Source organism: Phormidium pseudopriestleyi FRX01 (assembly GCF_017313335.1).
In the GTDB taxonomy this organism is placed as follows: domain Bacteria; phylum Cyanobacteriota; class Cyanobacteriia; order Cyanobacteriales; family Laspinemataceae; genus Laspinema; species Laspinema pseudopriestleyi.
In genome coordinates this window covers 1-7220 of sequence record NZ_JAFLQW010000452.1, presented here as the reverse complement: position 1 = coordinate 7220, position 7220 = coordinate 1, and the positions used below count along the sequence as shown (strand labels likewise).

3 protein-coding genes are annotated in these 7220 nt (G+C 45.1%); 2 read left to right on the top strand and 1 reads right to left on the bottom strand.

Features of this window, described 5'->3' with window-relative positions; genetic code table 11:
- Window positions 1–103: 103 nt before the first annotated feature.
- Window positions 104–1324 carry a class I SAM-dependent methyltransferase gene (locus tag J0895_RS16930; RefSeq protein ID WP_207089216.1) on the bottom strand — a complete coding sequence of 407 codons (1221 nt, stop codon included), beginning with the start codon at window positions 1322–1324 and terminating at the stop codon, window positions 104–106.
- A 440-nt stretch (window positions 1325–1764) separates the two neighbouring features.
- Here J0895_RS16930 and J0895_RS16925 point away from each other — a divergent pair, with 440 nt between their 5' ends.
- On the top strand, window positions 1765–5016 hold the full coding sequence (locus J0895_RS16925; RefSeq protein ID WP_207089215.1) for a phycobilisome rod-core linker polypeptide: 3252 nt from the start codon (window positions 1765–1767) through the stop codon (window positions 5014–5016).
- Between the two features lie 531 nt (window positions 5017–5547).
- The gene (locus tag J0895_RS16920; protein ID WP_207089214.1) at window positions 5548–7089 is read left to right on the top strand and encodes an RNA-directed DNA polymerase; all 1542 of its coding nucleotides are present in this window, start codon (window positions 5548–5550) and stop codon (window positions 7087–7089) included.
- Window positions 7090–7220: the final 131 nt, after the last annotated feature.

Below are 7220 nucleotides of genomic sequence, written 5' to 3'. Positions count from 1 at the left end.
TTATTCGTGTAGCTGTTGACGCTGCGGGGGCTGGGGAAGAACCCCACCCTAACCCTCCCCTTGCCAAGGGGAGGGGACCGGAGTAGCCTGAGAAGCGCGGGCTTTATTCGTGGAGCCCCAGGCTTGACGCTGCGGGACTCAGTAAAATCAGTTGTCGTTTTTGCAGACTTCTCACTAAATCCAAGTTTACACCTGTTAAAATCTCTGCCACGGTTTTCATCTTCTCCCCTTCCTGGGAATTGGAATCACAGCCTTTCATAAACTCAAACTCATCCTCGGATAAGGTGACGAGTTGATAGTTGTAATCAAATAAATGTTGTGAGGGCCATCCCTGTAGGCAGATACTCACTTCGGGAATGGCTGCTAACAAGGCTTGGTCATTTCCCCAGTCCATTTTAACCAGGGGAGGACGCGCTAGGAAAAACTCGTAATGGGTGATTTCTGGATCAAGTAGTTCGATGAGTCGATATCGGGCCCGATCGCCTAACTTTTGCGCCTCTCCCATCAACTCTGAATCCTTCCCTAACAACCGTTCTACATTCCAATAGTCCGGATTGGAAAACCCTAAAAACTCTAACCCCGAAGCATCAATCAACTCAAACAAAGTGTCGATGTTATAGTCAATCTCTTGAGGATGCAGATACATATCGGCAAAATTGGCATCCCGGTGATTTTCCATTGACCATCGTTCTTTTTCCCGCTTGACTAAACGGTTATTTTCCGGTAAAGCTGCAAACACTTTCCGCCCAATTTTTACCCCTTCTTGATAATCGCCGGATTTCTCCCCTTGCAGAAGGGCGATCGCCTGTTGCATCAGTTGAATTTCCCAGCGTCCTAACTCCGCATACACAAAAATATGCATAATTCCCCCAGGGGCCAACTTTGTCGCTAATGCCTGAATCCCGCGAATCGGATCCGGGAGATGATGCAACACCCCCACACAATTAATATGGTCAAATTCCCCTTCCAGTTGCGCGACGTCATAAATACTCAGATGATGGAACTCCACCCGAGAAGCCCCAGAACGCCGACAGCGATCGCGGGCCACCTCTAAGGCACCCCCGCTTAAATCAATCCCCGTAATCTGCGCTTCCGGGTTCAGATGCACCAAATATTCCGTTCCCACACCCGTCCCGCATCCCGCATCCAAAATCCTCACCGCCTGAGTTGCCGGTTTGCGCCCGGTACAGAAGGCATAAGCCGCAGGCCAAGTCCAGCGCCAATTGTACCCTGGAGGCGGTTCATCGAGGAGGGCTTCCGGGGGAAACGGATAAGTATCATACAGTTGTCTAACCGCAGCAGTAATCTCTTCAGAGTTCGGCATAATCGCAAAATTGTGGATGGACGATGGACAGAAACACAACAGGGACGAGGGCGATCGCAAAGCCCCCTCCTCCGATGCAAATCACAGGTTTGAAATTACAAATTTATAATTTACAATTCAGAACGTAACAAAACTTATCTTTTTTCTCAGTTAGGTACCGCAATCCAATATGATGGCACGATAGCCGCTGGGTCAAAATTCTACATAATTCTTAACATAAGAGGGGGTGATACCGAATCGTTTTAAGCTAAAAACTATGTCAAAGGAAAACCCCGATTAGTGGGTTAAAGGACATGGGAAAGCCTTCGGGAGGAAACCAACATTAAGGACATCCTTATCGACATCAATCCTTCATCCTGACTCAGCGTGGCAGTTTAAACCGGCATCTAAACCCATTGATGCCACAAAATGATAATTCTATTGGGAGCTTTTGAAATCAAATGACTGTAAAGGCAAGTGGTGGAAGCTCAGTTGCGCGTCCGCAACTCTATCAAACCGTCCCCGTTGCGACCATTTCCCAAGCGGAACAACAAGACCGCTTTCCGGGAAAAAGCGAACTGACCGAACTACAGGTGTTTTTCCAATCGGGAACCAAACGCCTGGAAATTGCTGAAGTTCTGACCAAAAATTCAGAACTGATCGTATCCCGTGCCGCGAACCGGATTTTCACGGGTGGATCGCCGATGGCGTTCCTAGAGAAGCCCAAAGAACCGATCGTGGTCAAGGCCCCCGTGGGTGGAAATCAAGACCTCAAACAGGGCATGATGCTGGGAACCACCACCTATGTGGAAAACAAAGGTGGGTTCTTAGAAGGCTTGCGGAACATTTTCAGTTCCTCTAGCGGCCCCACCCCGTCTGGATTCCAACCGATTAATATTGCCCGGTACGGTCCCGGAAACATGACCAAATCCCTGCGGGATTTGAGCTGGTTCCTGCGTTACCTGACCTACGCAATGGTCGCCGGAGACCCGAATATCATTTCGGTGAACGTGCGCGGTTTGCGGGAAATCATTGAAAGAGCCTGTTCTTCTTCGGCAACCCTAGTTGCATTGCAAGAAATGAAGGCAGCATCCTTGGGCTACTTCAAACAGGATGAAGCCAGCCGGACCCTGATTGGCGAATATTTCGAGGTTTTGATTACTGAATTTAAAGCCCCGACGCCTTCGGATAAAATCCGTCAAACCGGCAGCAGCGACAAACAAGGCTTGCAACTGCCCCAAACCTACTTCATCGCTTCCGAACGTCGTCAGAAGTTCGTCATGAAGACGGGACTCTCGTCTTCGGAAAAAGAAGAGGTGATCAAAGCAGCCTATCGGCAAGTCTTTGAGCGGGATATTACTCGCGCCTACAGCTTGGGCGTTTCTTACCTGGAATCTCAGGTGAAAAACGGCACCATCTCGATGAAAGAGTTTATTCGTCGCTTGGGTCTGTCGCCCCTGTATCGGCAGCAGTTTTATGAAAAGTTTGTGAACAGCCGCGTGGTGGAATTGGCGCACCGTCATTTCCTTGGACGTGCGCTGAGTTCTCGCGAGGAGTTTAACAAATACTTTGCGATCGTTTCCAAGGGTGGTTTAGCCGCTTTGGTGAATGCCCTAGTCGATTCTCTGGAATATTCTGATTACTTCGGCGAGGAAACTGTACCTTACCTGCGCGGTTTGGGCCAAGAAGCCCAAGAGTGCCGGAACTGGGGACCTCAGTTGGACCTGTTTAATTACAGTGCACCGTTCCGCAAAGTCCCGCAATTTATCACCCTGTTTGCAGACTACAATCGGCCTCTGCCGGATCAACACGCTTATGGTATGGGGAACGACCCTCTGGAAATCCAGTTTGGGGCCATCTTCCCGAAAGAAACCCGCAATCCGAAAAATCGTCCGGCACCGTTTGGCAAAGACACTCGCCGGATCCTGATTCATCGTGGTCCTGGCATCAATAACCAACTGAGCAATCCAGCAGCGCGGGGTATTTCTCCCGGTTCTCTGGGTGCGAAGGCGATCAAGCTGGATCAAATCCCCAGTGGACAGAAACAGTATGGTCAGCGCGGTGGTGCCAAATCTGTGCAAGGGGTGAGTGTTAAATACTCGGAGAGTTCGACTCAAGGGGTGATTACGGCAGCCTATCGCCAGGTGTTTGGTCGGGATGTTTATGATGCTCAACGCCTGAAGTTAGCAGAAATTAAGCTGGAAAACGGCGATATTACCCTGCGGGAGTTTATTCGGGCGTTGGCGAAGTCCGATGTGTTCCGGAATCTGTACTGGAGTTCGCTTTATGTTTGTAAGGCGATCGAATATATTCACCGTCGGTTGTTAGGTCGCCCGACCTACGGACGGCAGGAAATGAATGCTTACTTTGATATTTGCTCTAAGAAGGGTTTCTATGCTCTTGTTGATGCGATTCTCGATAGTAAGGAGTATGAGGAAGCCTTTGGGGAAGATACGATTCCTTATGAGCGCTATCTGACTCCAGGGGGTCAAGCGTTGCGATCGCTGCGGGTTGGCACGATTGGCGACAAGAACCTCAAAGTCGAGAAAGACGAACCCTCGCGCTTTATCGAACTCGGTACCGTTCCCGAGCGATCGATACCGGAAATCGAAAACCGCATCGGCCAAGGGGTTGGCAAACGCCGCGAACAAACCAAGGTGTTCAAGCTCACTAACCGCACTCCGGTGGAAGCACAAGCGGTCATTCAAGCCGCTTACCGCCAAATCTTCGAGCGCGATCTCAATCCTTATGTGATTAAGAATGAGTTTAGCGTCATCGAAAGCAAACTGCGGAACGGCGAAATTACCGTTAAGGAGTTTATTGAAGGACTGGGGAATTCCAAGCTGTATGTCAAGGAGTTTTACACTCCCTATCCGAACACGAAGGTGATCGAACTGGGAACTAAGCATTTCTTAGGTCGTGCTCCGCTGAATCAGCAGGAAATTCGCAAGTATAACCAAATTCTGGCGACCCAAGGGATCCGAGGATTTATCTCGGCAATGGTCACCAGTATGGAGTATCTGCAAGCGTTTAACGAGGATACGGTTCCGTATCGTCGTTTCCCGACTCTGCCGGCGGCGAACTTCCCGAATACGGAGAAGCTGTATAACCAGTTAACGAAGCAGAATAAAGACTTGGTTGTGCCAAGTTTCGATCCGGTAAACTCCACGATGGACCCGACAAAAGGCCCGTTGATGGCGAGTGCAATGGCATCCCAAGCGGCGCACAAGTTAGATGTGGTGCAAGTGGGTCGGTCCGTGAGTGGGGTGATGCCACAACGGTCTAGTGCGAGCAAAGTTGCGCGGATTTATCGCGTGAGTGAGCAGATGGGTGCGGCTGAGATGGAAAGTGCGATCGATGCAATCTATCGTCAGGTGATGGATATCTACAGTGAAGAAATTCCCGCAGAGTTCCGCCTGAATAATGCAGAAGCACAATTGATTCGCGGTGAAATCTCGGTGCGTCAGTTTGTGGGTCAGTTGGCCAGTTCTGAAGCATACGAAGCTCGGTTTGTCAAGCCTTATCCGAGTTTAAAAGCGGCTGAGTTACTCTGCCGTCACCTCTTGGGTCGCACTCCTGCAACCCCCGAGTTGGCTGAGTCTGAGCAATTACTGACTGAAAACGGTTTAGCCGCCGCAGTGAGTGCGTTGGTCGAAGGTGCTGAATATAATCGCTATTTTGGCGAGAATGTGGTGCCTTATCCCCGTGCCTAGTCTTGAGGAGATGCAATTTTTGAGGGGAGATAAGTTTGATTAGATTTATCTCCTCTTGATAAGAGTTGGATAACCCAGTCTGGATGACAGACTGGGTTTTTTGATGAGTAATACCCTGATATCGCATTAGCTTAAACTACTGTTATATAGCACGTCTAAATCAGTTTTTCATAAAAAAGCGAGCAAAATGTAGGTGAATCGCATACAGGCTTAGTTACGTGAAAAGCGCATACCCTCCGCGATCGCACACGCACCACAAGACTCTCTGGCTTGGATCCATTGTTGGAATAATTTAAGTTTGCTATATCAGGCAGGTTAGCGGAGGAAAGAAGTTTGGCAAATAATTTATTGTCTGGTATAATTAAAATCAGAAATAAGCACCTATGTTAATCGCAATATCGGAAGGTATGTATGTTGAATCTGTAAGCGTGAAGTCAGTACAATTAATCAGGGTGGATTGTGGGATTTTAGAAAAAAATATTAATCACGTTTGATTAGGATAAAACATAAAAAATTAGGTAAAATTCAACTATGAGCCGTAACCCTCAAGAACACTTTCAACGCACGAAAGAGCTGGCAGAAGCACTTACTAAGTCAGATATCTATGATTGGCTTTTAACCAAAGGATATTTTCCAGAGGCTTACGTTCTACCCCCATGTTTTGAGGTGACGAAGCACCCACAACTTGGAAAGGTTTATTTTAAACCTAAAGGTAAAAATAAAAAAATTGAGCCTAAAATTTATGAATTCCAGCAAGTCCATTTTCCAAAAACTGATTTAACTGATAGAATATTTGGAATTATCGCCCCCACCATTCATTCTGATATTGCATTTAAAATTGCTGATGAGTGGGATACAATAACTAGCTGTCTTTTCCATCAAGACAATAAAGTTTGCTCTTATAGCTTTCCTATTCCTTTGGATGATAAAAACATAGGAAAAATTGGAAAGTTGAGAAGTGGAAGAATGATTTATGAATGGATTGAAATGGCGGAAAATGATTCGGCTTCTATAGCTTTCAAGTACAAATACTTAATTAAAACTGATGTAAAAATTTTTTATCCATCTATTTATACCCATAGTATTCCCTGGGCATTGCATGGTAAGGAAACTATTAGAAAAAAAGAAAATCGTAATAACCACAGTTTTTTAGGAAATTGTCTTGACAAACTATTTCAGTCTGCCAATGATGGTTGCACTAATGGAATACCTATCGGCCCTGTTGTCTCTGACATAGTTTCAGAAATTATTTTATCAGGAATCGATAGAAAACTCTCAACATCGCTGATTACGGAGGGTATTATAAATGATGTTGCTATAGTCCGCTTCAAAGATGACTACCGCATTCTGGCAAAAACAGAATCTAGTGGACGATCAACCCTAAAATTTTTACAGTCAGCATTAAAAGAGTATCGACTTGAGCTTCATGACGGAAAAACCGAATTTCATAGTCTACCCAATGGTTTATTTAGAAATTGGAGATCTGAATATTACAACATCAATCCTGAGACCAAGAAAAATTATGATTACGAGGGATTTAAAGAAGTATGTTTATCAGTTATTAAAATTGATAAAAATAACCCGGGTTGTGGAGTGATCGACCGTTTTTTAGCAGACCTAGTAAATCGGAAAAATTATAGTATTTGTGTGAAACTAGATAAAAAATCTTTGCCCAAAGTAATTAGCTTATTGCTAATGCTTGCCAACTTAAGAATAAAATCTTTTCCCAAAATTCTGGGGATTATAGAAGCTATTTTACAATCTAATTTTGGAAAAATTTATACAGATTCTATCGTGGAGCATCTTGAGGAATTTCTAGCGGAACTTAAAACCCGAGAAATAGAAAATAGTTACTTAATTTCTTGGATTGTGTATTTCATCAAATCCAATAAGCTAGAAGACAAACTTAAAGATAAAACACATAGTTTTGAGAATCCCATTGTTAAGGCGATACATGAAGATACTCTAACTTTTTTTGATGATTGCAGTGATTTTAAAATATTTTCTGACGTAGCAACAGTGTCAAAAAATATTACTTTACTCAAACATCTTGATGTTTTCAATCCACAATAAAAAATTGAATTATGAGTAATTTTCTTCACATTTAAACTTAATCATCCTAACTCTAGGATAAGCCTTGAGTCTTTACAGACATAAACCTAAATAATGAACTACAGGGGAAATTAAGCCACGACCTATTTAGG

Coding starts and splice junctions, on each gene's coding strand:
- J0895_RS16930 (WP_207089216.1), bottom strand. CDS start 1,324: ATGCCGAACTCTGAAGAGATTACTGCTGCGGTTAGACAACTGTATGAT.
- J0895_RS16925 (WP_207089215.1), top strand. CDS start 1,765: ATGACTGTAAAGGCAAGTGGTGGAAGCTCAGTTGCGCGTCCGCAACTC.
- J0895_RS16920 (WP_207089214.1), top strand. CDS start 5,548: ATGAGCCGTAACCCTCAAGAACACTTTCAACGCACGAAAGAGCTGGCA.